The organism is Aggregicoccus sp. 17bor-14, from assembly GCF_009659535.1.
Taxonomy (GTDB): Bacteria; Myxococcota; Myxococcia; order Myxococcales; family Myxococcaceae; genus Aggregicoccus.
On the sequence record NZ_VJZZ01000007.1, the window covers coordinates 199974 to 223791 of the forward strand.

21 protein-coding genes and 2 pseudogenes are annotated in these 23818 nt (G+C 74.6%); 9 read left to right on the forward strand and 14 right to left on the reverse strand.

From position 1 onward, the window contains the following. Window positions 1-188: 188 nt before the first annotated feature. Window positions 189-1733, forward strand: a complete 1545-nt coding sequence (locus tag FGE12_RS15335; RefSeq protein WP_153867211.1) for a DUF4397 domain-containing protein — start codon at window positions 189-191, stop codon at window positions 1731-1733. Between the two features lie 51 nt (window positions 1734-1784). On the opposite strand, the gene FGE12_RS15340 is transcribed toward FGE12_RS15335, so the two are convergent. The 6 genes from FGE12_RS15340 to FGE12_RS15365 all read right to left on the reverse strand — a co-directional run bounded on the left by FGE12_RS15340 (window position 1785) and on the right by FGE12_RS15365 (window position 8116). Next, window positions 1785-2606, reverse strand: a complete 822-nt coding sequence (locus FGE12_RS15340) for a general secretion pathway protein GspE (RefSeq protein ID WP_153867212.1) — start codon at window positions 2604-2606, stop codon at window positions 1785-1787. 84 nt (window positions 2607-2690) lie between these two features. Continuing rightward, window positions 2691-3197 carry a DUF302 domain-containing protein gene (locus FGE12_RS30960; RefSeq protein WP_370458997.1) on the reverse strand — a complete coding sequence of 169 codons (507 nt, stop codon included), beginning with the start codon at window positions 3195-3197 and terminating at the stop codon, window positions 2691-2693. A gap of 21 nt (window positions 3198-3218) precedes the next feature. After that, window positions 3219-4214, reverse strand: coding sequence for a nitrilase-related carbon-nitrogen hydrolase (locus FGE12_RS15350; protein WP_194797906.1), 996 nt, complete (start codon window positions 4212-4214; stop codon window positions 3219-3221). An 11-nt stretch (window positions 4215-4225) separates the two neighbouring features. Further along, on the reverse strand, window positions 4226-5596 hold the full coding sequence (locus tag FGE12_RS15355; protein ID WP_153867213.1) for an NAD(P)/FAD-dependent oxidoreductase: 1371 nt from the start codon (window positions 5594-5596) through the stop codon (window positions 4226-4228). 141 nt (window positions 5597-5737) lie between these two features. Then, on the reverse strand, window positions 5738-7498 hold the full coding sequence (locus FGE12_RS15360) for an MOSC and FAD-binding oxidoreductase domain-containing protein (protein ID WP_153867214.1): 1761 nt from the start codon (window positions 7496-7498) through the stop codon (window positions 5738-5740). A gap of 18 nt (window positions 7499-7516) precedes the next feature. After that, entirely contained in the window at window positions 7517-8116 is a 600-nt protein-coding gene (locus FGE12_RS15365; RefSeq protein ID WP_153867215.1) for a redoxin domain-containing protein, read from the reverse strand. 161 nt (window positions 8117-8277) lie between these two features. Between FGE12_RS15365 and FGE12_RS15370 the strand changes: the two genes are divergently transcribed. Beyond that, on the forward strand, window positions 8278-9591 hold the full coding sequence (locus tag FGE12_RS15370) for an epoxide hydrolase family protein (protein ID WP_153867216.1): 1314 nt from the start codon (window positions 8278-8280) through the stop codon (window positions 9589-9591). A 13-nt stretch (window positions 9592-9604) separates the two neighbouring features. Here the strand turns inward: FGE12_RS15370 and FGE12_RS15375 are convergent, their stop codons facing one another. Together FGE12_RS15375 and FGE12_RS15380 are read right to left on the reverse strand one after the other, a co-directional pair. After that, window positions 9605-10627: an alcohol dehydrogenase gene (locus FGE12_RS15375; protein ID WP_153867217.1), complete on the reverse strand. Its 1023-nt coding sequence runs from the start codon at window positions 10625-10627 to the stop codon at window positions 9605-9607. A gap of 221 nt (window positions 10628-10848) precedes the next feature. After that, window positions 10849-11310 carry a DUF6130 family protein gene (locus FGE12_RS15380; protein ID WP_153867218.1) on the reverse strand — a complete coding sequence of 154 codons (462 nt, stop codon included), beginning with the start codon at window positions 11308-11310 and terminating at the stop codon, window positions 10849-10851. Window positions 11311-11542: 232 nt separating this feature from the next. Here FGE12_RS15380 and FGE12_RS15385 point away from each other — a divergent pair, with 232 nt between their 5' ends. After that, entirely contained in the window at window positions 11543-12247 is a 705-nt protein-coding gene (locus tag FGE12_RS15385; RefSeq protein ID WP_153867219.1) for a VOC family protein, read from the forward strand. A gap of 23 nt (window positions 12248-12270) precedes the next feature. Here the strand turns inward: FGE12_RS15385 and FGE12_RS15390 are convergent, their stop codons facing one another. Further along, window positions 12271-12600, reverse strand: a complete 330-nt coding sequence (locus tag FGE12_RS15390; protein ID WP_153867220.1) for a hypothetical protein — start codon at window positions 12598-12600, stop codon at window positions 12271-12273. Between the two features lie 120 nt (window positions 12601-12720). Beyond that, a complete protein-coding gene (locus FGE12_RS15395) occupies window positions 12721-13578 on the reverse strand; it encodes a Cof-type HAD-IIB family hydrolase (protein ID WP_153867221.1) in 858 nt (285 codons plus the stop codon). 176 nt (window positions 13579-13754) lie between these two features. Here FGE12_RS15395 and FGE12_RS15400 point away from each other — a divergent pair, with 176 nt between their 5' ends. After that, entirely contained in the window at window positions 13755-14651 is an 897-nt protein-coding gene (locus FGE12_RS15400; RefSeq protein ID WP_194797907.1) for an AraC family transcriptional regulator, read from the forward strand. A gap of 21 nt (window positions 14652-14672) precedes the next feature. Here the strand turns inward: FGE12_RS15400 and FGE12_RS15405 are convergent, their stop codons facing one another. Together FGE12_RS15405 and FGE12_RS15410 are read right to left on the reverse strand one after the other, a co-directional pair. After that, window positions 14673-14981 carry a hypothetical protein gene (locus FGE12_RS15405; RefSeq protein ID WP_153867223.1) on the reverse strand — a complete coding sequence of 103 codons (309 nt, stop codon included), beginning with the start codon at window positions 14979-14981 and terminating at the stop codon, window positions 14673-14675. 14 nt (window positions 14982-14995) lie between these two features. Next, entirely contained in the window at window positions 14996-16516 is a 1521-nt protein-coding gene (locus FGE12_RS15410) for a DUF4331 domain-containing protein (protein ID WP_153867224.1), read from the reverse strand. A 196-nt stretch (window positions 16517-16712) separates the two neighbouring features. On the opposite strand from FGE12_RS15410, the gene FGE12_RS15415 reads away from it, so the two are divergent. The 3 genes and pseudogenes from FGE12_RS15415 to FGE12_RS30695 all read left to right on the forward strand — a co-directional run. After that, a complete protein-coding gene (locus tag FGE12_RS15415) occupies window positions 16713-17219 on the forward strand; it encodes a hypothetical protein (protein WP_153867225.1) in 507 nt (168 codons plus the stop codon). A 233-nt stretch (window positions 17220-17452) separates the two neighbouring features. After that, window positions 17453-17677, forward strand: a pseudogene (locus FGE12_RS30965) (HupE/UreJ family protein); the annotation flags it as partial. Window positions 17678-17771: 94 nt separating this feature from the next. Next, window positions 17772-18050, forward strand: a pseudogene (locus tag FGE12_RS30695) (HupE/UreJ family protein); the annotation flags it as partial. Between the two features lie 36 nt (window positions 18051-18086). On the opposite strand, the gene FGE12_RS15425 reads toward FGE12_RS30695, so the two are convergent. Together FGE12_RS15425 and FGE12_RS15430 are read right to left on the reverse strand one after the other, a co-directional pair. After that, a complete protein-coding gene (locus FGE12_RS15425; protein WP_153867227.1) occupies window positions 18087-20138 on the reverse strand; it encodes an ATP-binding protein in 2052 nt (683 codons plus the stop codon). A gap of 131 nt (window positions 20139-20269) precedes the next feature. Next, the gene (locus tag FGE12_RS15430) at window positions 20270-20806 is read right to left on the reverse strand and encodes a 2'-5' RNA ligase family protein (protein WP_153867228.1); all 537 of its coding nucleotides are present in this window, start codon (window positions 20804-20806) and stop codon (window positions 20270-20272) included. A 180-nt stretch (window positions 20807-20986) separates the two neighbouring features. Between FGE12_RS15430 and FGE12_RS15435 the strand changes: the two genes are divergently transcribed. After that, window positions 20987-22531, forward strand: a complete 1545-nt coding sequence (locus FGE12_RS15435) for a DUF1800 family protein (RefSeq protein WP_228530812.1) — start codon at window positions 20987-20989, stop codon at window positions 22529-22531. A gap of 39 nt (window positions 22532-22570) precedes the next feature. Beyond that, entirely contained in the window at window positions 22571-23803 is a 1233-nt protein-coding gene (locus tag FGE12_RS15440; RefSeq protein ID WP_153867230.1) for a DUF1501 domain-containing protein, read from the forward strand. The last annotated feature ends 15 nt before the right edge of the window (window positions 23804-23818 follow it).

Consider the following 23818-nt stretch of genomic DNA (forward strand, 5'->3'; position numbering starts at 1 on the left):
GCATCGACCCAGAGGGCAAGCCGTCTATCCACGAGCGGCGTCGCGCGGAGCTGCACTCCGTTCCACCTTTGTCCGACTGCCGTGTGGAGGTCGTCCCGATCGACGCCGGCGAGCAACGAGGGGCGTTGGGGGGATGCGCAGGCCCAGGGGCTGGGCGCGTCTGCCCGCGCGCGCCCAGAGGAGGGGACGTGAGGCTGATCCGGATGCTGATGCTGGGGCTGTGCGTGGCGCTGTGGGGGACGGGCTGCAGCAACGATGACAACGGAGGTGACGGCGGGGGTGACGGCGGGGGCGGCAATGCACCCTCGGCAGGCACCGCGCGGCTGCGCGTGGTCCACGCCGCGCCGGACGCGCCCGCGGTGGACATCTACGCCGAGGGGCAGAGCACGCCGCTGTTCAGCAACGCGGCCTACACCCAGACGACCGCGTACCGCGACGTGAACGCGGGCACGTACACCCTGCAGGTGCGCCCGGCCGGTGCGGCCGCCACGAGCGCGCCGGTGTACACGCTGGGACCGGTGACCCTCGCCCGCGACACGCAGGTGACGGCGGTGGCCGCGGGGCTGCTCGCCTCGCAGGCCGCGGAGGACCGCTTCCGCATCCTCCTGCTGCAGGAGGGCTTCACCCAGCCGGGTGCGAGCGAGGTACGCGCGCGCGTCGTCCACGCGGGCGCGGATGCCCCGGACGTGGGCATCGACGTGGGGGACGACGACTCCGTGGAGCTGCCGAGCCTCGCGCGCTTCGCGGACTCCGGCGCCGCCGGCGTGGCGCTCCCGGCGGGCCAGGCGCTGCAGGTGGGCATCGTCACGACGGGCGCGGGTGCGAAGCGGGTGACGGGCTTCACCACGCCCGCGCTGCCCGGCGGTGCGAGCCTCTTCGTCATCGCCACGGGGTTGCTCGCCCACGAGGGCGACGCACCGGACGGCTTCGGCCTGCTCGCGGTGGGCCCGCAGGGGACGGTGGGGCTGCTGCGCCAGAACCCGGTGGTGTACGTGCTGCACGCGGGGCCGGATGCGCCCGCGGTGGACGTCTTCTCCGGCACGAAGATCGTCTCCAACCTCGCCTTCGGTGAGCTCTCGGACGGCCTCCAGGTCCCGCCGGACACCTACGGGGTGGAGGTGTTCCCCGCGCACGCGGGCAGCGACCGGCCCTCCGGCGAGCCCGCCGCCTCGGCCTCGCTCACGCTGGAGGCTGGGGAGAGCTACCTGGTGAGCGCCGCGGGCTTCGTCACGAACGTGGGAGGCGCGCGCCAGCCGCTCGCCCTCCACACCTTCGCCGCGGACTTCGCCAACCCGGCCGCGGGCACCGCGCGCGTGCGGCTGCTGCACCAGTCGCCGGATGCCCCCGCGGTGGACGTGGGCACGGTGACGGGCGGGCAGCTGGACACGCCGCCCGCGTTCGCCAACATCGCCTACCCCAACGCCTCGGCGCCCGAGGGCGCCGCGCTCCCGGCCACCCCGCTCACCGTGGGGGTGGCGGCGGCGGGCACGCGCACCCCCGTGGCCACCTTCGATGCAACGCCCACGGCCGGGGCGCGCGTCTTCGCGGTGGCCGCAGGCGCTCTGCAGCCGCAGCGTGGGGAGGAGGGCTTCCGCGCGCTGCTCGTGCTGGCCAATCCCACCCCGGGTATCGACCCCTGGCAGGTGGGCGAGGCCACGCCGGCGAGCGTGCGGCCGGCGCGGCTGTCGCGCGCGGCGCCTGCGAACGTGCCGCGCTACCTCGCGGCGCCATAGCGCAGGGCCGCAGGAGCGCGAGTGCAACTCCGTTGCAAGAGGCCCCCCGGGTTAGCCCGGGGGGCGCACCCGGCCGATGGCGCGCAGCAGCAGCTCCTCGTCCGTGGGGTGGGCGAGGAGCCCCTTCGCGCCGAGCGCCTGGGCCCGCTCGACGGAGGCATCGTCCGGGGGCGCGTGGACGACGATGGAGCCCTGGATTCGCAGCTCCCCCACCAGGAGCCCCTCCATGGCCTGCAGGGGCGCGAGCACGAGATCCGAGGGCCGGGAGTGGAGCACCTCGAGCGGCGTCGCCACCCGCGCCGCGTACCCGTGGCGCGCGAGCTTGCGCGAGATGAGCACCGCGGTGACGGCCGGCCAGCCGTAGAGCAGCACGGGGGCCTCGGAGGCGCGCGCGAGCTCCGGGGCCGGGGGCTCGGGCTGAGCGTCGAGGCCGTAGAGCTCGCGCAGCGCGTGAGCCAGGCCCACCTCCGACGCGAGGTGGGGCACGACGCGCGGCTTGCCCGAGGCGGCGCGCACGTCGTCGATGGCCACCACCGACGCGGGGGCCGGCAGGGCCACGTGCAGCACCTCCTTGTCCTCTCGCTCCAGGCGCAGGGGCACCACGCGGTGCTGGCGCGCGAGCCGGGCCGGGATGAGCCGGGTCAGCGCGGGGTCCAGCGGCTCGCGCTCGAGGTCCACCCACGGCACGCCGAGCTGCTCGGAGAGGGCCGTGAGCACGTCAGCCTCCGAGCAGACGTGCTCCCGCACGAGCGCCAGGCCCAGCGGGACGCGGGTCTGGTGGTGGTGCACGAGCCCCAGGTGGAGCTGGGCGCGGCTGAGCACCCCCCGCTCCAGGAGGATCTCCCCGAGCATGCGTCGCGCACCGGTCTCCATGGTCCCCTCGAAGAGTGGCGACTGCCGGACGGAGCGGCCACCGTGCACATGCGGCCCGGGCCTGCTCGGTCGGCGTGCGGCCGCTCACCGCGCGGCCGCGTCGAGCAACTGCTCGACCTCGCGGTCCAGGTCCCGGGCGACCGCGAGCGCGGCCTGGCTGCCGTAGGGCGCGAGCAGGCTCTCCATCGAGTCGTAGGACAGGTGCACGCCGTCCGCGCGCTCGTCCACGAGGAGGGTGACGGGCGCGTAGGCCGCGGCGTCCGGCGCGCTGCGGGCCATCTCCTTCATGATGAGCGGATTGCCCACGAGGAGGCGCAGAATGCGCGGCGTCGGCGTGCCCTGCTCCTTGCGCAGGACCGCGCCTGCATCGAAGCGGGCGAACTCCATCAGGTTCGAGGGGCCGACGGCCGCGCCCACCCGCTGTTCCAGCTCCGCCTCGCTCCCTGCCGCGTGCAGCGCCTCGCTGAAGGCCCGGAAGTCCGGGCGGCCGATGGTGGCCGTGAGCCGCGCCACCACCTCGTCGAAGGGGCGGGACGAGACGACGCTGAGCCTGCGCACCTGCACGTCGATGGAGGTCATGTGGGGCGTCACGGCAACGGCTCCGGGTGGCGCTCAGGCCACGGTGGAGAGCAGCTCCACGGCGCCCTGCTCGGGGACGTGCCGTCCCTGCTCGGCGCGATCGTGGACGTAGGCGGTGGGGGTGCGGTCGATGAGGAGGCTGAGCAGCTCGGGCCGGGCGTAGTGGCCGCGCGAGTCCATGATCAGCTTGCGCTTGTCGATGCGCGTGAAGTCGAGCTCCGCGACGACCACGCCCTCGCCCGAGCGCAGGGGCTCGCCCAGCAGGGTGCTGTCGGGAGCGACGATCGCGGTGAAGCAGCCGCCGGAGATGGGGCCGACGTTGGGGGCGCCGGTGTCCTTCAGGATCTGCGCCTGCTGGTCCTTGTCGAGCCAGGCCGTGGCGCAGACCACGAAGCAGCCGGACTCCAGCGCGTGCTGGCGGACGTTGACCTCGGTCTGCTGCGTGAAGAGGTCTCCGAAGATGGAGCCCGGGTACATGGCGGAGTGGATCTGCTCGCCGTCGGCCATCAGGGCATAGCGCGCGAGCGGGTTGTAGTGCTCCCAGCACGCGAGCTGCCCGATGCGAGCCACCTTGGTGTCCACGGCGCGCAAGCCCGATCCATCGCCCTGACCCCAGATCATCCGCTCGTGGTACGTGGGGGAGAGCTTGCGGCGCCGCTGCAGCAACGTGCCGTCCGAGTCGAAGAGCAGCTGCGTGTTGTAGAGCGTCCCGCCGTCGCGCTCGTTCACCCCGATGGACACGACCATCCGCGCCGCGCGGGCCGCCTCGCCCAGCGCGTTGGTGGCGGCGGACGGCACCGTCACCGACTGCTCGATGAGCCTGCGCTGCTCGGGGCCGGCGAGGTTCTGCACCGGGGTCTGCACGAAGGAGAAGTACGGGTAGTAGGGGATGATGGTCTCCGGGAAGGTGGCGAACTGCACCCCCTGCTCCCCGAGCTCGTGGATCTTGCGCACCACCTTCGCCACGGTGCCCTCGCGGCTGTAGAGCACGGGGGAGAGCTGCACGGCGGCGGCTTTGACGACGGTCACGGGGGCTCCTTTCACGACAGCGCGTAGCGGGGCAGCGCCATCACCACGGCCTGCACGCCCTCGGCGAACGAGGGGTGCACGGCCTCCATGTCCACGAGCGCGCGTGCGGGAGCGCGCGCCTGCATCAGCGCGGCGAAGACGTGGATGAGCTCTCCGGCCTCCGCGCCCACGATGGAGGCGCCGAGGATGCGCTCGCTCGCGGGGTCGATCAGCACCTTGAGCAGGCCCGCGCGCTCGTCCGTCTCGAGGGCCCTCGCCACGCTCTCGAACGGGGTGCTCGCCGCCTCGTAGGGGACGCCGCGCGCCTTCGCCTCGCGCTCGGTGAGCCCCACGCCCGCCACCTGTGGATCCGTATACGCGGTGTGCGGGACGAGCCGGTCCTTGCGGCCCCGCTCGCGCCGCCCGGCGAGGATCTCGAAGAGCAGCCGGTGGTCGTCCCATGCCGAGTGGGTGAACTGCGGCCCACCCACGCAGTCTCCGACGGCGTACACGCCCGCGGCGCTCGTCGCGTAGTGGTCGTCCACCTGGACGAAGCCGCGCGCGTCCAGCGCCACGCCCGCGGCCTCGCACCCCAGGTCCGCGGTGTTCGGCCGGCGCCCGGTCGCGACGAGCAGGTGCGAGCCCTCGACGCTGCGGCCGCCCGAGAGCCGCACGGAGACCCGCTCCGCGCCGCCCGACACCTCCTCGACGCGGGCGCCGAACACGACCGTGATGCCCTCCTCGCGGAACACGCCCTCGAGCGCCTGCGATACCTCCACGTCCTCGCGGCCGAGCAGGTGGGGGCCGGGCTCGATGAGCGTCACCGCGGCGCCGAGCCGGCGGTAGAGCTGCGCGAACTCGCAGCCCACGTAGCCGCCGCCCACCACCACGAGGTGGGAGGGCAGCGCCCGCAGCTCCATCACGCGGTGGTTGTCCAGCCAGGGCACCTCCCCGAGCCCGCGGATGGGCGGCTCGACGGGACGCGCCCCCACGTTCAGCACCACCACCTGGCCCGTGTGCTGCTCCCCGGCGACCTCCACCCCGTGTCCGCCCGTGAGGCGCGCGTGGCCGCGCACGAGCCGCAGGCGTGCGCCCGCAGAGGCGAGGCGGCGGTCGATCCCCTCGTGCCAGCTGCGCACGATGGCGTCCTTGCGCGCGATGACCGCCGGGAAGTCCACCCGCACGGCCTCCGCGTGGACGCCGAGCCGGCCTGCGCTGCGGGCCACGTGCGCGGCGCGCGCGCTCGCGACGAGCGTCTTGGTGGGCGTGCAGCCCGTGTTCACGCAGGTGCCGCCGAGCGCGCCGCGCTCCGCGAGCAGCACCTGCTTGCCGCCGCGCGCCAGCCGGACGGCGAGGGGAATGCCGGCTTGACCGCTCCCGATGACGACCACCTCGAAGTCCATGGAGGCTCCTGTCGCGACGCGCGCGCTGCACGCGTCCGAACGGCTAACGCTGCACCCCGGCGCGGACGATGACCCCGGGGTGCATGGAGGGCGCGCGGGCCCGCACCGGGCGTGTGGTGCGGCGCGCGCGCCTTGCGAAGCTCAGAGATCGAGCACCACGTCCGCGGTGGGCGTGGCGCAGCAGGGGAGCACGCTCCCGGCCGCGGGAGGGTCGAGCGGCTCGGGCGCGTACGAGACTGCCCCCGAGACGAGCCCGCTCTCGCAGGTGTGGCAGACGCCGGTGCGGCAGGACCAGCGCACCGGCACGTCGCAGGCCTCCGCGAGCTCGAGGAGGCTCGCGAAGCGCGGGCTCCAGGGCACCGCGAGGCCGCTGCGGGTGAACGAGACCGTGGGCCCGGTCCCCGCCGGCCCCACCGGAGCGTGCACGGGGCGAGCGGCCGTGGGCGCGATGCCCGGCGTGAGCGAGGCGCCGGCTCCGAACACCTCCTCGTGGATGCGCTCGCGCGCGACCCCCCAGGCCGCGAGCCCCGCGCCGAGCGCCTCGAGGAAGGCCGGCGGACCGCAGAGGTAGAAGTCCGCGGCGCGCGGCACGCCGAGCGCCTGCACGGCGTCCGCCGTCCAGCGGCCGGCCGCGTCGTAGTCCTGGCCGAGCCGGTCCTGCGCACCGGGCCGACTGTAGCGGACGTGGGCGCGGCCGCGCGCGAGCGCCGCGACGAGCCGCCGCGCCTCGTCCACGAAGGGGTGGTCGCCGCGGTCGCGCGCGCCGAACAGCCACCACACCTCGCGCGGCGAGCGCTGCTGCACGAGCGCGTGGAGCATGGCGAGCACCGGCGTCGCGCCGACGCCCGCGCTGAGCAGCGCGACGGGGCCCTCGCCCGCGCGCAGGGTGAAGGCGCCGCGCGGCGCGCTGACCTCGAGCCGCGCGCCCACGCCGCAGTGCTCGAAGAGGAAGGCGCTGCCCGCGCCGTGGGGCTCGCGCTTCACGCTCACCCGGTAGCGCGGGGCACCGGGCTCGCCCGAGAGGGAGTAGCTGCGCAGCAGGGGCGGCGCGCCGGGCTGGGGCCACAGCCGCAGCACGACGAACTGGCCCGGCAGCGCCGCGGGCAGGGCGCTGCCGTCCTCCGCCTCGAGCTCGAAGGAGCTGATGCTGTGGCTCTCCTGCGCGATGCGCGCGATGCGCAGCGGGCGAAAGCCCGTCCACGCGGGGGGCGGCCCCGAGCCCGGCGCGAGCCCGGTGTTGCCGCCCGTGGCTCCGCTCGCCTCGGCGTCGAGCAGCGCCTGGAAGGAACCCCGCCAGCCGGGACTCAGCGCGCCGATGCGCAGCGCGCGCAGGAGGTCCTCGCGTGCGTGGCCGGGCAGGTACAGGAGCGCGTCCACCTGTGCCACGCTCATGCGCTCGGGGCCCACGGCCACCTGCTCGATCTCATCGCCCGCCCCGACCTCGCCCTCCTCGAGCACGCGCAGGTAGAAGCCCGGCCGGTGGTGCGCCACGACCAGGGCGGCCATGCGGGGCTCTCCCATGCGCAGTCCGAGGCGGAAGCAGGTGACGCGCGGCTGCGAGACCTCGAAGAGCGCCGTTCCGATGCGGTAGCGGTCGCCGATGCACACCTCGTCGTCCGCGAGCCCCTCGACGGTGAAGTTCTCGCCGAACTGCCCCGGGGTGAAGGGCGCGCGACCCAGCAGCTGCTCCCAGTACCGGTAGGAGCCGAGCTGGTAGACGAGCACCGCGCGGTGCTCGCCGCCGTGGCCCCCGAGGTCGCCCTGGCCATCACCCTCGATGTTGAGGCGCCGCACCGTCCTGCGTCCGTTGACGGGCGCCTTCCACACGCCCGTGTGCACGGTGCGGCCCTCCCAGGGCACGTCCCGGGGCAGCCCCACGTTCACCGAGTGCAGCCGTGCCATGCTGGACCTCCCCTCCGCTCACCCGTCCTGCTCGCGCAGCGTCTGGACGTACGGCTTGCCGTAAGGATGGAAGAGCTCCTTGCGTCCCGCCTTCCACGCGGCCTGGAGCTCGGGGTCGGCGAGGTCCCAGTCGCGGCGGCACTTGCGGGTGACCGCGCGCAGGTCCTGGCGCAGCTCCTCGACGGTGGGGCGGCCCAGGTACCAGTAGCCGTTGTAGATCGTGTGGATGACGAGGCCCGGCTCGAGCACGAACACGTGCGGGACCATGGGGTTGTGCAGCGGGTCGGTGTACTCCGCGATGTCCAGGTCCTTCTGGATGCTGCGCCCGGCATCCGAGAGGAAGGGCCAGTGCGCCCCCACGCCGGTGCGGAACTCGTTCGTCTCGGTGAGGTTGTCGGTGCTGATGGTGACGAGCCGGCAGTAGGAGACCTCCAGCTCGCGGTGGAGCTGGACGAGCCCCTCGTGCTGCCGGCGGTCCTTCGGGCAGTAGCTGCCGCGGCTGAGGACCAGCACCATGGGGTCCGCTCCCTGCAGCTCGGAGAGGTGCCTGCGCTTCGCCGTGTGGTCCGAGAGCTGGTAGTCCGGGAAGACGGCACCCGGAACGATGTCAGGTCGCATCGCAGGCTCCTTCACCGCCGAGGTAAGGGCCGCCGCGCCCCTCCGCCTTGAACATTCTTGTCGTGGTCGCAGCGTCCTGCCCCGCGGTCGTATGTCGCGCGCGCGCCGCGGCGTTATCGGACGCCCAGCGCGGCGCAGCACGCGCCGAGGAGGACGCGACCATGGGCCGGAGGACGAAGCGGTGGTGGGCACTCGCGCTCGCGGTGGTGCCGCTCCTGCTCACCCCGCCCGCGGGCGCGCGCGCCGCGCAGGCCTCCGCCGCCCCGGCGCCCGAGGACCGCTCGGTGCGCCCCTTCCGCGCCCACGTCCCGGAAGCCGCGCTCGCGCAGCTGCGCGAGCGCATCGCCGCCACGCGCTGGCCCGACCGCGAGACGGCGGCCGACGGGTCGCAGGGCGTGCCGCTGGCGAAGCTGCAGGCGCTCGTCCGCTCCTGGGGGACCGACTACGACTGGCGCAAGGCCGAGGCGAGGCTCGACGCCTACCCGCAGTTCGTCACCACCATCGACGGCGTGGACATCCACTTCATCCACGTGCGCTCGAAGCAGCCGAACGCGCTCCCGGTGATCCTCACGCACGGCTGGCCCGGCTCGGTGCTCGAGTTCCTCGGGGTCATCGGCCCGCTCACCGACCCCACGGCCCATGGCGGCAGCGCCGCGGATGCGTTCGACGTGGTCATCCCGTCGATGCCCGGCTACGGCTTCTCGGGCAAGCCCCGGGGCACCGGCTGGGACCCGGAGCACATCGCGCGGGCGTGGGCGGAGCTGATGCGGCGCCTGGGCTACACGCGCTACGTGGCGCAGGGCGGAGACTGGGGCGGCCCCGTCTCCAGCGCCATGGCGCGCCAGGCGCCCCCGGGCCTGCTGGGCATCCACCTCAACCTGCCCGCGGTGGTGCCTCCCGAGGTGGAGGCGGCGCTCGCGAGCAGCGCGCCCGCGCCGGCGAGCCTCACGCCGCAGGAGCGCGCGGTGTTCGACGCGCTCGCGGCGTACCGCAAGAAGGGCAGCGCCGCGTACAACGCGATGATGAGCGCGCGTCCGCAGACCATCGGCTACGGCCTCGCGGACTCCCCCGCCTTCCTCGCGGCCTGGGTGCTGGTGCATCCGGGCTTCGCGCGGTGGTCCTTCGGCGCGGACCCCGCGCAGGCGCCCACGCGCGACGAGGTGCTGGATGACCTCACCCTCTCCTGGGTGACGAACAGCGGCGCCTCGGCCGCGCGGCTGTACTGGGAGAACGGCCCCATGGCCGTGACGAGCGCGACCGCGCAGAAGACCGCGGAGATCTCGCTCCCCGTGGCCATCACCGTGTTCCCGGACGAGGTCTACCGCCCGCCGGAGTCGTGGGCCCGGCGCGCCTACCGCAACCTGAGCTACTTCCACGAGGCGGAGCGGGGCGGGCACTTCGCCGCCTGGGAGCAGCCCGAGCTCTTCGCCGCCGAGCTGCGCGCCGCCTTCCGCCCGCTGCGCGCGGCGCGCTGAGGGCCGCGCTCCCTCAGCTGCGGATGCGCAGCACGGCGCGGAAGCGCACCCGGTTCTCGATCATCCGCGCGTACGCCTCGTTCGCCTGCTCGAGCGGGAAGACCTCGTTGCGCGGGGCAATCCCCTCGAGCGCGCTGAAGGCGAGCGTCTCCTCGCTGTCCTTCGCCGTGCCGCTGGGCCAGCCCTGCACCCGCCGGCGCCCGAAGATGAGCTGCAGCGGGCTGACCTCGATGGGTGCGGCGTCCGCGCCCACCACCAGCAGCACGCCGTCGCGGCGCAGCCCGTCCACCAGCGGACCCATCAGCTTGGCGCTGGGCGCCGTGGCGAGGATGGCGCGCGCCCCGCCCAGCTCCTGCAGCAGTGTGGCCGCCTTGCCCTTCGCCTGGTCCAGGTACACGTGGGCCCCGAGCTCCAGGGCCAGCGCGCGCTTGTCCTCCCCGCGCGAGAGCGCCACGGTGCGGAAGCCGAGGTGGCGCGCGAACTGGATGCCGAGGTGGCCCAGCCCGCCGATGCCCTGCACCGCGACCGTGTCGCCGGCGCGGGCCCCGCTGTGGCGCAGGGCGTTGAACGTGGTGACGCCCGCGCACAGCAGCGGCGCGGCGGCCACGGCGTCCAGCGCGTCCGGGATGGCGGCGAGCGCCTCGTGGGGCGCCACCACGTACTCCGCGTAGCCGCCGTCGTAGCTGATGCCGCAGATCTGCGCGCGCACGCACTGGATGAAGTCTCCTGCGCGGCACGGCTCGCACACGAAGCAGTGGCCGCCGTGCCAGCCCACCCCCACGCGCTGCCCCGGCTTCCACTCGCTCACCCCGGCCCCGAGGGCGTCCACCCGGCCCACCAGCTCGTGGCCGGGCACGCGCGGGTAGGCGAGGCCGGGGAACCCACCCTCCTTCACCAGCGCATCCGAGTGGCAGAGGCCGCACGCCTCCACCGCGATGCGCACCTGCCCCGCGGCGGGCTCGGGCACCGGCAGCTGCACGAGCTCGAAGGCTCCGTGGGGCTTCTTCACCTGCATGGCCTTCATCGTCTGTGGCATGTGAGCCTCCTCGTTCAGAGCGCGTTCGCCTCGAGCACGGCATCGGCGAAGGCGCGGGGTGCCTCCTGCGGCAGGGTGTGGCCGGCGCCCGCGGCCACGTGGTGCGTGCGCTTGCCGGAGAACTTCTTCGCGTACGCCGCCCGTCCGACGCGGGCACCCCGCCGTCCGCGTCTCCGTCCAGCGTGTCATCGCTCATGGGCGTTGCCCGCGTGCACGGGCGCTCACCGGTGCGAGGCCGACGCGGCCTCCGCGGGCACGGTGAACTTCACCGTCCGGGTCTGGCCGGGGAAGGTCTCGTGGTTGGGGTTCACCAGCATCACCTGCACCTGGTGCTCGCCGGGGGGCAGCCCGGCCAGGTCGATGGTGTTGATGTCGCTCGTGTGGGCCCACCACCAGGGCAGGTCGTCCACGATGATGTGCAGGTGGCCCACGCGCGGGGACACCGCCACGGCCTCCTTCCCGAACACCGGGAGGATGCGGAGGTTCTGCACCTGGTACTGGATCCACACCACGCCCTGGCGCAGGGCCTTGGGGTCCGGCGGGTCCAGGGTCAGCTCGGGCGGCGGCTCCTGGTCCACTGCGGCGTACGGGTTGGCGACGCGCATCTCCGTCGCCTGCGGCGGAGCTGCGCCCTTGTCTGCGCCCTCGGCGGTGGTGGCGACCGCCGAGACGATGCTGGCCACCGCAGTGGCTGGAACCAGGAATAGAGCAATCCGCTTCAAGGCGTGTCTCTCTCTCGTGCCTGGCGGGTGAACGGCGCGGGTGCCGCGCGCGCCCCGTCGCAAGGAGAACCGCTCGCGCACGCTCCGCTCGTTCCACACGGACCCGAGTCCAACGCGCCGGTTTTCGCGCGCGGCACACTGGCCCTTTGCCAGGTGCGGGCCCAACGTCATGCGGAACCCCAGGAGGCACCCCATGAGCACCCCCAGCACCCCTTCCACCGGTAGCTCCAGCGCGCGGCGCGCGGCGAGCACTGGCAGCTCCAACGCGGGCCCCACCGCGAGCGTGGCCGGCGTCGACCTGAAGCTCGAGGCCTTCGTCATCCCCGTCTCGGACTTCGACCGCGCAAAGGCGTTCTATACGGGCCTCGGCTGGCGACTCGACGCGGACTTCAGCAAGGGCAACGCCCGCGTGCTCCAGCTCACGCCGCCCGGCTCGCCCGCCTCGTTTCAGTTCGGCACGAACCTCACCTCCGCCGCGCCCGGCTCGGCCCAGAACATCTTCCTCGTGGTCTCGGACATCGAGGCCGCGCGCAACGAGCTGATCAAGCGCGGCGCCAAGGTGAGCGAGGTGTTCCACTTCTCCGAGGGGCCCGCGCCCTTCGGCCAGAAGGTCAACGGCCCCGCGCCCGAGCACCAGAGCTACGGCTCCTACGCCTCGTTCAGCGACCCGGACGGCAACACCTGGCTCCTGCAGGAGGTCACCACCCGCTTCCCCGGCCGCGTGGACAAGTCGATGATGTCCTTCAGCTCCGCGAGAGATCTCGCCAGCGCGCTGCGGCGCGCGGCGGCCGCGCACGGCGAGCACGAGAAGCGCACCGGCCAGCGGGACGAGAACTGGCCGGACTGGTACGCGCAGTACCTCACGGCCGAGGAGTCCGGCGAGCAGCTGCCCGTGTGAGCGCCGCTGCAGGGCGCGGCGGGTCAGGTCCCGCCGCGCACGGGGTCGGACTGGAAGTGCAGGGTGGAGGCCGCGGCCGGCATCGCCTCCTCGAGCGTGCCGAGGTAGCGCAGCGCACCCGACTCGTCGACGAGCATCACGCGGATGGGACCGTTGGCGCCCGTCTTCATGCCCTCCTTGCCGGGCGCGAAGGCGCACTGGCGCGTGTCCAGCTTCGCGCCCGCCGCCTTCGCCTCCTTCACCGTCTTGCCCTCCATCTTGCCGGGCTCGTTGGACGCAGGCGACGGCGAGGCGAGCGCGCCCAGGGGCGCGGCGAGCAGCAGGGCAAGGGGAGCGAGCCTCTTCGTGGACATGGGGTCTCCTTCGCAGGGGGCAGCGGGACGTGCGCCCCGCCGGAAGCTGTGGGGCGGCGCAGCGGCGCGCTTGAACGAAGTTGCGCAGCGGCCCCCGGCTGGGACTTCCGTCCGAGCCCCTCACTCCGACGGGGACAGCGCTGGCGCGTCGGCGCCGAGCACGAAGCGCTCGAGCGCGAGCGCGAAGCCCTCGGCCTCCGAGGAGGCGGTGGTGTGGCTCGCCTGCGCCTGTACTTCGCTGGGCGCATTGCCCATGGCGATGGAGAGGCCACTCTCGCGGAACATGGACACGTCGTTGGGCTGGTCGCCGAGCGAGGCGAGGCGCTCGCGTGGCACGCCGAGCCACGCACACAGCCGTCGGGCCACCGCTCCCTTGTTCGCCTCGGCGTGGGTGATGTCCAGGTAGTAGGGCTGCGAGAGCTGCGCGCTCACGCCCGCCCCGCAGTGCGCCGCCACGTCCGCGCGCGCTGCCTCCATCCGCACGGGGTCGTCCGTCACGCCCGTCAGCTTCACCACGCCCGCCTCCAGTCCCTGGAAGTGCGCCACGCGCGTGGGGGCGAACTGCACCGTCCACGCCTCGCGCGCCACGTGCGGTGCTCCCACCTCGCGCACCAGCCAGTCGAGCCCCCGGTACAGCCACGCGTCCAGCCCATGCGCCGCGAGCACCTGCAGCAGCGGGGGCAGCAGCGCGGGCGGGAGGGTGTGCGCCTCGAGGACGGCGAGGTCCGTGGGCCGGCAGAAGAGCCCGCCGTTGAAGGCAGCGAGCGGCGTGTCGAGCGCGAGAGGCCCCGTCAGCATGCGCAGCCCGCGCGGCGGGCGCCCGCTGGTGAGGGCGAAGCCGATGCCCCGGGCGCCCAGCGCCTGCACGGCCGCTACCGCGCGGGGGGTGAGCCGCTTGTCGCGGGTGACCAGCGTGCCGTCCACGTCCGCGAGCACGAGCGCCACGGGGGAGGGAGGGGAGGCTGCGGCGCGGGGCATGGACGCCTCCTTGTGCGAGCGGGCGCACGCGGGAGCGCATGCCCGGGGAGAAGGTGTGCGCGGCGGGGCGGTGGCCGCTTGAAGGAAGTTGCGCGTGTCCTCGGGTACGAGGCCGCGCAGGCGCGCCGCGCGGTAGGGGTGGGCTGGGCCCCGCGGGAGACAGAGGTGACGCCGTGATGCAGACAGAGTCGCAGGTCGACGAGGTCGCGGGACTGCACATCTTCCGGGACCCGGCGCTGCGCGACGTGGAGCTGATGCGCGCGTACGACTTCCCGCTGCAGCTGCAGACGAGCATCCTGGAGGATGCGTACGGGCTGCACCTGGTGGAGCGCGGGCCCGGGCACTTCCGCTACCGGGGCTTCGGCGGCGACTCGCCCCCGGGGCGCATGCTCGTCGTGGAGCCCGGCGAGCCGCTTTTGAGCAGCATGTCGGCGCCGGGCCTGCTCACCGGGCGCGTGATCACCGTCTCGGCCGCCCGGATGCGCGAGGCGTGGCTGGCCGTGGGGGGCAGCGCCGCGGCGCACCCCGTCTTCCCCGTTCCCCTCATCACCGACCCGGACTTCGTCTCCGCCTTCGTCGCCGCCCACGTGGCCTTCTCGGAGGCCGCGCCCCTGCTCGCGCGCGACGTCGCCCTCGCGCGGCTGCTCGAGGTGCTGCTCGTGCGCTACGCGGACCGGGAACGGCACACGGTCGTCCGGCGCCAGGAGCGGCTCGCCGTGCGCCGGGCGCGCGCCTTCCTCGAGGCGCACGCGTGCGCGGCGGTGCGCCTGGACGAGGTGTCCGAGGCGGTGGGCTTGAGCAAGTTCCACCTCGCGCACGCGTTCCAGAAGGAGGTGGGAATCCCCCTGCACCAGTACCAGCTGGCGCTGCGCATCGACCGGGCGAAGCAGTTGCTCGCCCGCGGCACCCACCCGGGACAGGTGGCCGTCACCCTGGGCTTCGCCGACCAGAGCCACCTCAACCGCCTCTTCAAGCGGATGGTGGGCGTGACGCCGGGCGTCTACCAACGCACGGCGGTCGGCGGGGCAGCGGCCCGGGCGCAGCGCGCTGCCGTCCCAGGGCAGGTGGCCTGACGGGCCGCCCCGGGACGCAGCCTACTGCGGCGTGAAGAAGCTGTCGGTGAACGCGTTCGCGTCCTCGGAGTCCACGAAGGTGGTGCCGCCGATCTCGCGCGGCTTCGCCGTGTCGCTGGTGTCCTGCTCCACGAGCGTGCGCGCGAAATGGGTCAGCTCCACGGAGGTGGCGCCGCCGGTGCCCGGCGCGGGGTCCGTGGGCGGAGGCGCGTCCGGGGGCGTCGTGGAGGGCGGAGGCGTGCCACCGCCTCCGCCGCTGCCGCAGCCGGGGGCGACGGCGAGGAGCGCTGCGGCGGTGAGGCCCGAGAGCCGAAGAGGTGTCTTTCGCATGGCAGCCCTCCCCCCTAGTTCCGCGTCTGCGGGGCCGGCGTGGCCCCTGCGCCCGGCAGCGGCGCCTTGAGGTAGGGGAAGCTCGCGTCGAACTGCGCGGCCTCCTGCAGCACGCCGTCGTGCACGACGACGCCCGCCGGCAGCGCGCCGGGCACCAGGTAGCCCATGGCGACCGTGAGCTCGATGTCCGTCACGTCGTCCCCGGGCCGGCGGCCGTTGGGGAAGCCCGCGGGGTCGCAGCCCTTCGCCGTGAGGTCCACCTGCTTCGCCGCGTTGAAGCAGCCCACCGCGCCGAGGCTGTTCTGCTGGGCGGCGGGCGTGGGCGGCACCGAGGTGTTGAGGCGCTGGTACTCCGCGGTGGCGCCGTTCGCGTTGACCCCGGGCACGCCGGTGAGGAAGGCGGCCACCAGGTCGTTGCGCGGCGTGGCCGGGGCGGTGAGCGCGCCGGCCGTGAGCGTCTGCACCAGCGCGGGCAGGGTGGGGTTCGTCACGTAGTCGAGGAACTGCGCGTCCTCGCGCGGCTCGCTCGAGTTGAAGCGGTTCTTGTCCTTCAGCCCGATGATGACCTCGTTCACCAGCGGCATGCCGAGGCGCGAGACCTGGGTCCACGCGCCGCCCTCTCGCGCGGGCACGTTGTAGGTGGCGCGCGGGTTGAGCACCCGTGCCTGGCGCAGGCTCGCGGTCTGCCAGCCGCCGATGATGGGCTTGTCCGCCGAGGCCGTGAGGCAGGCGATGGGCAGCTCCATCGCGATGGTGGTGATGTTCTTGTCCGCCAGCGGGTTGGGGAAGGCGCCGCGGTTGGCCGGGTCGAGGATGGCCGTGAAGTCCGGCACGTTGAGCAGGTCGAAGAGCACGCCCACGTTCACCGCGAAGGACTCCCGCCGCTGGCCGACGAACACCTTGCCCGTGCCCTCGCAGCCCGGAACGGTCACGGTGTGCACGAAGGTGTTCGCGTAGGCCTCGTAGTTGGGGAAGGTCTTGGTGCCGATGTTGTCGAAGGGCTTGGCGAAGGTGGTGGCGCCGCCGGTGCGCGTGACGTCCTGGGCCGCGCTGCGCCGGCCCTCCCGCGCCACCTTCACCGTGTACGTCTCGATGACGTGCTGGTTCGCGGCGCGGCTCGCGTCGTCCGTGATGGGGCCCAGCGCCGGGAAGGCGATGTTCATGTCCTTGCCGCCCACCGGGACGGTGAGCCCGTTGTCGCCGTTGATGCTGTTGCGGAAGCGGAACTGGAAGGTGAGGTCCTCGCGGGCGTCGCCGTCGTTGTCGATGTGGATCTCGTAGAGCGCGTCCGGATCCATCACGAAGTAGTTCGGTCCCCCGTAGGCGTCCTGGAAGGGCTGGTAGTTGGCGATGAGGGTGACGTAGCCCTCTCGCCCCTCCTCGTAGCTGCGGAACATGTAGAAGTCCGTGCTGTCCACCTTGGGCAGCTCGGTGATGAAGGGGGCCTCCCGGTGACTCGAGGCCAGGGCGCTTCCTCCCACCAGCGGAAGCGCGCCCAGGGCTGCCGCTGCGACCATCCTCTGCCATCTCGCCATCGTGGAGCTCCTGATGCGGGTGTGCGGCCATGGGCCGTCCGCAGACCCTGGAGAGCCCGGGGCGGGCGCGCATCGGACCCGCGTCCCGCCCGTGTGCACGCGACAGCGCGGACGGGCAGGCGGTGCAAAGCGGACACGGGCCTCGCACCCGGGGACTGCGTGGCGCCAGCGCGGGAGGGCACATCCTCAGGGCACCATGCGCCTGCCCCTCGCCTCCCTCCTCGTTCCACTGCTGCTGAGCGCCTGCCAGCGCCCGGCGCCGGCCGAGCCTGCCGCTGCAGCCGAGGCGCCTGCGCCCCGCGCGGCCCCTGCCGCCGAGCCGCTGCCGCCCCTGCTCGCGCTGCGGCTCGCGCAGGAGGCGGAGGCGCGGCCCACCGGGACGCCGCGCGCCGAGGAGGTGCTCGCGGCGCTGCAGCGCGCGGGGCTCCACCTGGGCGAGCACCAGCAGTACCTCGCCTCCGCCTCCGGCGCGCGCTACTGCTACGGGGCGCGCAGCCAGCGGGGGCTGCGCCTCAGCGTGTGCGAGTATGGGGACGTGGCGAGCGCCCGCGCGGCGCGCCAGCGCGTGCTGCGGGCGCTGGGCTCGCCCGAGCGCGCCGTGCTCCTCAACCGGGCCACCACCCTGCAGCTGCAGCGGCCCGTGGGCAGCCCCGACGCGGAGGCCGAGGCGCGCACCGCCGCCCAGGCCTTCCAGAAGCTCTAGCGCCCATGGCTCCTTCCCCGAAGGTCCTGGGCCTGCTCGCGCTCGCGTGCGCGCGCCCACCGCACGCGCTGGACCTGGAGTACTCGCTCTTCTTCGCCGAGGACCCGCAGCACCGCGGCCTCGCGCGCATCACGGGCGAGGCGGGCGTGGCTACGCCGGTGGTGTTCAGCGCGCGCGAGCGCACGCGGCACGTGGCGCTCGCGGACGGCGGGCCCGCGGGCCAGCTCACGGCGATGGTGCGCCAGGGCGCCTTCCACATCTGGCAGGGGCTCGACCACCTGCTCTTCCTCGTCGCGCTGCTGCTGCCCTGCGTGCTGCGCCGGGACGCGCAGGGCTGGACGCCGCGCGCGGGCTTCGGCCCGGTGCTCCGGGACGTGCTGAAGATCGTCACCGCCTTCACCGTGGCGCACTCGCTCACGCTGAGCCTCGCGGCGCTGGACGTGGTGCGCCTGCCGGTGCGCTGGGTGGAGGCCGGCGTCGCGCTCAGCGTGGTGGTGGCGGCACTCAACAACGTGCGCCCCTTCCTGCGCGACCTGCGCTGGGTGGCCGGCCTTCGCGCTGGGGCTGCTGCACGGCTTCGCCTTCAGCGAGACGCTGGTGGACCTGGGGCTCTCGGAGGGGGCGCTCGTGCGCACGCTGCTCGGCTTCAACGTGGGCGTGGAGCTGGGGCAGCTCGCCGTGGTGGCGCTGTTCCTGCCGCTCGCCTACGCCCTGCGCGGCTCGGTGGCGTACCGGCGCGGGGTGCTGGTGGGCGGCAGCGCGCTCATCGTGCTGCTCGCCTCCGTGTGGTTCCTCGAGCGCGCCTTCGTGCTGCGCATCCTCGCCCTCTGAGGCGCGGCCCTGCTGCAGAGCTGACGCGAGTGGCCTTCAGTGCAGCTGGGCCTCGAGCGGGGCGCGCTGCTCGCGGGGGAGGGTGAAGAGGAAGCGCGCGCCGCCGCCGCCGGGGCTCTCCGCCCAGATGTGTCCGCCGTGGCCCTCGACGATGCCACGCGCGATGGTGAGCCCGAGCCCGGTGCCCAGCGCGGCCGTCTCGCGCGCCTGCACGAAGCGCTCGAAGACGTGCGGCAGCAGCTCGGCCGAGATGCCGGGCCCGCGGTCGCGCACCTCGAAGGTGACCACGTCCGCGCGCTCCGCGTCGGCCCGCAGCGTGATGGCGCTCCCCGCGGGCGAGAACTTCACGGCGTTGCCCACCAGGTTGCTGAACACCTGGAGCAGGCGCTCGTGGTCGGCGAGCACCCGGGCCCCCGTGCCCGCCAGCTCCAGCTCCAGGTGTTGCCCCTTGTCGCTCACCAGCGGCTCCATCTCCTCGCGCACGGCGGTGAGCAGCGCGTCCGCCTCCTCGGGGGAGCGCTTCAGGGTGAGCGTGCCGGCGCTCATCCGGGCGAAGTCCAGGAGGTCGCGGATGAGCCGCTTCATCCGCTCGGCGGAGCGCAGGATGATGGTCGCGTTGCGAGCGGTGCGCCGGCCCGCCTCGTCCGCGCCGGCGCCGCGCTGAAGCTGCTCGGCACGCATCGCCACCACGCCCAGCGGACTCTTCAGGTCGTGGCTCACCACCGCGAGCACGTCCTCGCGCATCCGCACGGCCTCGCGCGCGTCGCGGTAGAGCTGCGCGTTGTAGATGGACATGGCCGCCTGGCTCGCGACGCTCTCCACCACCTCCACGTCCTCGGGCGTGAATGGGCGCGAGGCGCCGGCACGGGCGACGCTGATCACGCCGAGCACGCGGCCGTGGGCCGTGAGAGGCGCGAAGATGTTGGACGTGGGGCCGAGGATCTCGAGCAGCTCACGGTGCTCCGCGTTGCGCGCGATGCGGTCCAGATCGCGTGCGCCGTTCTGTGGGACGAGCCGCGAGCGCCCGTCGCGCAGCACCTGCGCCCCGGGGCTGTCGGAGCCGGGCACGGGCGCGAAGCCGCGCAGCCGCTCCATCAGCGGCGCGAGCTGGGGCGCGCGCGACGCCACCTGCACCCGCTGCAGCTGACCGTCCTCACGCAGGAGGTCCAGGAGGCAGAAGTCCGCCAGCAGCTCCACGGCCAGCTGCGCCAGCGCCCGCAGGGTCACGTCCAGGTCCAGCGACTTGGCGAGCTCGCGCGCGGCCCGCACGGAGAAGGCCTGCATCTGCTGGGCGCGGTGCTGCTCCGAGATGTCGTGCGTCACCTTGGCGTAGCCGCTCAGCCTGCCGTGCGCATCGCGCAGCGCGGTGAGGATGACGTGCGACCAGAGGCGGCTGCCATCCTTGCGCACGCGCTCCTCCTCGCACTCGAAGCGGCCCTCGCGGCAGGCCCGCTCCAGCGCGAGCCGTGGCCGTCCGTCGGCTGCGTCCTGCGGGCCGTAGAGAAGGGCGTGGCTGCGGCCCAGCGCCTCCTCTGCCCGGTAGCCGTAGATGCGCTCGGCGCCCGCGTTCCAGCTCAGGATGCGCCCCTCGGGGTCCAGCATGATGAGTGCATAGTCACGCACCCCCTCGACGAGCAGGCGCAGCTGCTCGGAGCGGGTCTGCAGCACCTGGCGGTCGGACTCCACCACCCGGTGCGTCGCGATGGCATTGGCGGCGGCCGTGACGGCGGCAAAGCTGCGCAGCTCGTCGAGCGGCGGCTGCAGCCCTGCGTGCTCCATCTCGTCCAGCACGCAGTCGCGCACCAGCATCCACTCGAGCGTGAGGGCGTGCGCCGAGAAGCCCTGCGCCTGGCGCTGGCGGGCGTGTTCCTCGGCCTCGGGCTGAGCGCGCGCGAGCACGTCCAGGGCGGCAAAGGAGAGCGGCTGCTCGAGCGTCGCGGGGAAGGACGCGAGCAGCGCGGGGAGGTTGCCGAGCAACGCATCGTCCCGCAGTCCTACGGCCTGTGGCAGCGAGCGCCGCAGCTGCACGCGCAGGCAGCCGAGGGTTGCCTCGTGGTGGCTGCGAAGGAAGGTGGCGATGACGCTCATCCGAGCGCTCCCGAGCCGCGAAGCATTGCGGCCCCAAGGTAAGAGGCGCAGCCCTGCTGTGCATCGTCCCCGGGGATGAGCGGCGAGGCGTGCCGGGGTCCGCACCGCGCGGAGGCGGCGGCCGCCGGGGCTCACCCCGCCCGGAGCGGGAAGCGGCCGAGCGGCTCCCACGGCCCGCCGAGGTAGCGCCACAGCAGCAGCGCCTCACCCCGGGTGGCGAGCGGGGCCCAGCTGCGCCCCAGCTCCGCGAGCGCGGCGCGCGCCTCCTCGGGGGTGGCCTTGTTCATCAGCGTCACGTGGGGCGTGAGCGGCTGGCGGTCCTGGGGCGTGAGCCAGGGCGCGAAGGCGCGGGCGAGCTCGGCATGGAGTGCGCGCAGCGCCGGCGCCTCCTCGGCCCGCGCCGCCATGCCGCGGCCCAGCGGCACGAGCCGCGTGAAGTGCAGCGCCACGGGCCCGTGGCGCTCGGCGGCCTGCGCGAGCGCGCGCTCCACGGCGGGCTGCTCGGCGCCGGGCAGGTGGTGGAAGAGCGAGAGGTGCGCGGGGATGAAGTTTCGCCCGGGAGGGAAGTAGCGCCGGCGCAAGGAGTCGAGCTGCGCGAACGCGGCCGGCTCCAGGCCGAGCGTGACGAGCAGCGGGGGCCGTGCGGGGGGCTGCGCGGGGTGGCTCATCGGGCGGAGTGGGGTGGGGCGCCGAAGTCTAGGCGCAGGGCGTTCGGGACGCCCTGCAGGCGCGCGAGCATGTCGGCCTGCGAGCAGACGCCCTCCCGCACGGGCGCGTGCGCTGGCTCGCCCGGCCATGGCGAGGCCCCCCGCGCTACTTTCCGACCGGGCGCGGGTTCAGGTCTGCGTATGCGCTCCCTGCCCCTGCTGGCCCTGCTCGGCGTGACGGCCTGCGCCGCCTCCCGGCCCCTGCCGCCCGCCGCCCCACCCCCACCCTTCGATGCGGAGCGCGCGCTGCACGCGCTGGAGCGGCTGGCCTACGGTCCCTCGGCACGGGACCTGGAAGCGGTGCGCCGGGTGGGCGTGGACGCCTGGGTGGACGGGCAGCTGCGCCCCGGTGGGGCCCCGCCGCCGGCGCTCGCCGCGCGGCTCGCGGCCTTTCCCACGCTCGCGCAGTCCCCGCAGCAGCTGCTCGAGTCCTTTCCGCCCCGCGGGGCCGCCGCGGAGCGCGACGGGGAAGAGGGCGGGCGCGCGCGGCTGCCGTGGGAGGAGCGGCCCCGGCGCATCGTGGAGGAGCTCGCGACGGCGAAGCTGGTGCGCGCGGTAGAGAGCGAGCGGCCGCTGGAGGAGGTGCTGGTCGACTTCTGGTTCAACCACTTCAACGTCTCGGCGGACAAGGGGGCCGTGCGCTGGCTGGTGACGTCCTACGAGCGCGACGCGATCCGTCCCCACGTCTACGGCAAGTTCCGCGACCTGCTGGGCGCGGTGGCGCACCACCCCGCGATGCTCTTCTACCTGGACAACTGGCAGAGCACGCGCGAGGGCTTCGCGCGCGGGGGCGCTCGGGCGCCCACCGGGCTGAACGAGAACTACGCGCGCGAGCTGCTGGAGCTGCACACGCTGGGCGTGGACGGCGGCTACACGCAGCAGGACGTGCGCGAGGTGGCGCGCTGCTTCACCGGGTGGAGCCTGCGCGCGCCGCGGCGCGAGCCCGCGTTCGTCTTCCGCGCCGCCGCGCACGACCCGGGCGCCAAGCGGGTGCTGGGCCACGAGATCGACGCCGGCGGAGCGCGCGATGGCGAGGCGGTGCTGGACCTGCTCGCGCGCCAGCCCGCCACCGCGCACCTCGTGGCGCTGAAGCTCGCGCGCCGCTTCGTCTCGGACGCGCCGCCCGAGGCGCTGGTGGAGCGCGTGGCCCGCGTGTTCCTGGACACGGGCGGAGACCTCCCGAGCGTGTACCGCGCGCTGTTCCACGCGCCCGAGTTCTGGGCTCCGGAGGCGCGGGGCGCGAAGACGAAGACGCCGCTGGAGTTCGTCGCCTCGGCGCTGCGCGCCACCGACGCCCGCGTGGAGAGCGCGCGCCCACTGCTCGCGGCGCTGGCGCGCATGGGCCAGCCCCTCTACCGCGCCCCCGCGCCCACGGGCTTCGCGGACCGCGCGCAGGCCTGGGTGAGCTCGGGGTCGCTCGTGGCGCGGGTCAACTTCGGCCTCGCGCTGGCGAGCGGGCGGCTGCCCGGCGTGCACCTTCCCGAGGGCGGGCCGCCACCCGCGACGGACCCGGACGCGCTCGCGCTCGCGCTGCTGCACCGGCCGCTCTCGTCCGCCACGCGCGACACGCTGCTCGCCGCGCTGCAGGCGCCCACCGCCGCGACGGGGGACGCCCTCGGCCCTCCGCCGCCGGCGCCGCTGGTGGCAGGCCTGCTGCTGGGCTCGCCGGAGTTCCAGAAGCGCTGACGCGCGAGCCCCTTCCCCCCACTGCCTCCGGAGCCTGCCATGCCCCTGTCGCGCCGAGACCTCCTGCGCACGCTCGCCCTCGCCGGTGCGGGCGGCGCGCTGCTGCCTTCCTTCCTGCAGCGTGCGCTCGCCCAGGCGGGCCCCGCGCGGCGCGCGCTCGTCACCGTGTTCCTGCGCGGCGGGGCGGATGGGCTGTCGCTGGTGCCTCCGGTGGGGGATGCGGCGTACCACCGGGCGCGGCCCTCGCTCGCGCTGCCCGAGCGCGGCGAGGGCGCGGCGCTGCGGCTCGACGGCGTCTTCGGCCTGCACCCCGGGCTCGCGCCGCTGATGCCGCTGTGGGGCGAGGGGAGGCTCGCGCTGGTGCACGGCGTGGGTCTCCCGGTGCCGGTGCGCTCGCACTTCGACGCGCAGGACTTCGTGGAGTCCGGCACGCCGGGGCGCAAGGCGACGCCGGATGGCTGGATGAACCGCGCGCTCGCGCTCGCGCCGGCCCCCGGCGGGAGCCCCCTGCGCGCGGTGGCCCTGCAGCCCACGCTGCCGCGCGCGCTGCTGGGGGAGGTGGACGCGCTCGCGCTGGCGGACCTCGAGGGCTTCCGGGTCCGGGCCGGGGCACGCTCGGAGCAGGCCGGAGCGGGCTTTGCCGCGCTCTACGCGGGGGCGGTGGACGCCGCGCTGCGCAGCACCGGGGCGGACGCCGCGCGCGCACTGCAGTCGCTGGGCGCGAGCGCGTTCGCAGAGCGTCCGCCGGAGCACGGGGCCGAGTACCCGCGCAGCGCGCTGGGCCGCAGGCTGCAGGACGTGGCGCGGCTGCTGCGCGCGGACGTGGGGCTGGAGGTGGCGGCCACCGAGATGACGGGCTGGGACACGCACGTGCAGCAGGGCGGCGCGCAGGGGGCCTTCGCACGGCGCTGCGAGGAGCTCGCGGGAGCGCTGGCCGCGTTCGCGCAGGACCTGGGCCCGCTGCTGGAGCGCGTGGTGGTGGTGGTGCTCACGGAGTTCGGCCGCACGGTGCGCGAGAACGGCAGCCACGGGACGGACCACGGCTTTGGCAGCGCGATGCTCGCGCTGGGCGGCGGGGTGCGCGGGGGCCGCGTGCACGGGCGCTTCGAGCCGCTGGAGGAGGCGCGCCTGCAGGACGGGCGCGACGTGCCCGCGTGGACCGACCACCGCACCGTGCTGGGCGAGGCGCTGGCCGCGAGCCGGCCGGGGGTGGACCTGGCGCGCGTCTTCCCGGGCTTCACCCCCGCCGCGCCGCTGGGGCTCTGGGGCTGACACTTCGATGGCGCT

Bases quoted from the DNA above. Each gene is read 5' to 3' on its own strand.
- FGE12_RS15425 (WP_153867227.1), bottom strand. From the start codon at position 20,138: ATGAGCGTCATCGCCACCTTCCTTCGCAGCCACCACGAGGCAACCCTC.
- FGE12_RS15390 (WP_153867220.1), bottom strand. From the start codon at position 12,600: ATGTCCACGAAGAGGCTCGCTCCCCTTGCCCTGCTGCTCGCCGCGCCC.
- FGE12_RS15385 (WP_153867219.1), top strand. From the start codon at position 11,543: ATGAGCACCCCCAGCACCCCTTCCACCGGTAGCTCCAGCGCGCGGCGC.
- FGE12_RS15400 (WP_194797907.1), top strand. From the start codon at position 13,755: ATGCAGACAGAGTCGCAGGTCGACGAGGTCGCGGGACTGCACATCTTC.
- FGE12_RS15440 (WP_153867230.1), top strand. From the start codon at position 22,571: ATGCCCCTGTCGCGCCGAGACCTCCTGCGCACGCTCGCCCTCGCCGGT.
- FGE12_RS15410 (WP_153867224.1), bottom strand. From the start codon at position 16,516: ATGGCGAGATGGCAGAGGATGGTCGCAGCGGCAGCCCTGGGCGCGCTT.
- FGE12_RS15370 (WP_153867216.1), top strand. From the start codon at position 8,278: ATGGGCCGGAGGACGAAGCGGTGGTGGGCACTCGCGCTCGCGGTGGTG.
- FGE12_RS15430 (WP_153867228.1), bottom strand. From the start codon at position 20,806: ATGAGCCACCCCGCGCAGCCCCCCGCACGGCCCCCGCTGCTCGTCACG.
- FGE12_RS15365 (WP_153867215.1), bottom strand. From the start codon at position 8,116: ATGCGACCTGACATCGTTCCGGGTGCCGTCTTCCCGGACTACCAGCTC.
- FGE12_RS15415 (WP_153867225.1), top strand. From the start codon at position 16,713: ATGCGCCTGCCCCTCGCCTCCCTCCTCGTTCCACTGCTGCTGAGCGCC.
- FGE12_RS15360 (WP_153867214.1), bottom strand. From the start codon at position 7,498: ATGGCACGGCTGCACTCGGTGAACGTGGGGCTGCCCCGGGACGTGCCC.
- FGE12_RS15435 (WP_228530812.1), top strand. From the start codon at position 20,987: ATGCGCTCCCTGCCCCTGCTGGCCCTGCTCGGCGTGACGGCCTGCGCC.
- FGE12_RS15355 (WP_153867213.1), bottom strand. From the start codon at position 5,596: ATGGACTTCGAGGTGGTCGTCATCGGGAGCGGTCAAGCCGGCATTCCC.
- FGE12_RS15340 (WP_153867212.1), bottom strand. From the start codon at position 2,606: ATGGAGACCGGTGCGCGACGCATGCTCGGGGAGATCCTCCTGGAGCGG.
- FGE12_RS15395 (WP_153867221.1), bottom strand. From the start codon at position 13,578: ATGCCCCGCGCCGCAGCCTCCCCTCCCTCCCCCGTGGCGCTCGTGCTC.
- FGE12_RS15405 (WP_153867223.1), bottom strand. From the start codon at position 14,981: ATGCGAAAGACACCTCTTCGGCTCTCGGGCCTCACCGCCGCAGCGCTC.
- FGE12_RS15375 (WP_153867217.1), bottom strand. From the start codon at position 10,627: ATGCCACAGACGATGAAGGCCATGCAGGTGAAGAAGCCCCACGGAGCC.